Origin of the sequence: Faecalicoccus sp. LCP19S3_E2, from assembly GCF_052121255.1 — a bacterium.
Taxonomy (GTDB): Bacteria; Bacillota_I; Bacilli_A; order Erysipelotrichales; family Erysipelotrichaceae; genus Faecalicoccus.
Map to the genome: position 1 here is coordinate 1 of NZ_JBQKEP010000038.1, position 1,133 is coordinate 1,133.

A 1,133-nucleotide genomic window follows, 5' to 3' on the forward strand; every position below is an offset into this window, starting at 1 on the left:
CGCTTAACCTCCAATTTGTTGACATAGCCTTTTAAGTAATCGCAAATTTAAAAAGATCTTCTTTTCGTATTTGACGAATAAAAAAGTAACTAACTTGTCCTCTCAATCTTTTCATAATCAGTAACAGGAATTCTTGTGAGTCCATTCCCTGATATTCCTTCTGTAATGTAAACAGAGCATTATATCGGTTGATGTATTTGCTGGATACTCCCCGGTAAAACCGATACTGCTCCTTGATCATTGAATGGAATGAATTGACATTGTTCAGATGATTGACGGCATCGTATTTACTGTAGGTATTCAAAACTTTGTTGGTGCATTTCTTTTCACAGAGAACCTTCGTATAACTTTGCAGTCCATCTGTCCAGACGTAGCTTTTATTGGCAACGGATTGACAAAAGTCTTCTACATTTTTTATAGAAGGTTTCGATACATTCAGCGAACGTGCAATACATTTTCCCAGGCGTTGCACTGCTGTTATTATGCACACTTTCTCATCGGACAAACCGGCCCTGGAAGCACGGGTCCCCCGCTTCTTGCCGGGATGATCTTTGATAAAACGGCCTTTACGGCAATGTGTCACATACGTTTCATCCATTTCGATTTCATGATGTAGCACATATGGGACACTCCATATCTTCAATGAAATGAAGATATTTGTGACGCATACGAAAAGCAGTGGATTCATGTACATCGATTTTAGCAGCTGTATGAAGCAGAGAATTTCCATTCTGCGTTTCTATAATCAGATCGTTCCATTTTGACTGCGGTTGATGAGAATAGTAAGTCAACTGACCATGATCACATACAAAGCGTTTTTTACAGGAATTACATTTCAACATCTGTTTACCAGCCTTGGTTTTACCCGCTTTTACAAGCATGGGATGATGTTGACCACATTTAGGACAGTATTCGAAATGAAAGTGATCCATCTGTTGATTGATTTCCAGATAATCACGGATCATTTGAGAAATACGATCTTTTTGATAAGCGCAAAGTTTTTCATCAATGGAAGGGACTAAAAAATCAGAACTAGTATTCATCAACATATAAGTACCTCGTTTCTCTGTACTTATAAAATACTGTCTGATTCGACACTATTTATGTCATATCAACAAATTGAAGGTTAAGCG

At 37.8% G+C, this 1,133-nt stretch carries 2 protein-coding genes; both read right to left on the reverse strand.

The annotated features are described in order from the left end of the window. Positions 1-31: 31 nt before the first annotated feature. Positions 32-598, reverse strand: a complete 567-nt coding sequence (locus ACTQX6_RS12585; RefSeq protein WP_441657723.1) for an IS1595 family transposase — start codon at positions 596-598, stop codon at positions 32-34. A gap of 7 nt (positions 599-605) precedes the next feature. Beyond that, positions 606-1,049: a hypothetical protein gene (locus ACTQX6_RS12590; protein WP_270599048.1), complete on the reverse strand. Its 444-nt coding sequence runs from the start codon at positions 1,047-1,049 to the stop codon at positions 606-608. Positions 1,050-1,133 lie beyond the last annotated feature (84 nt).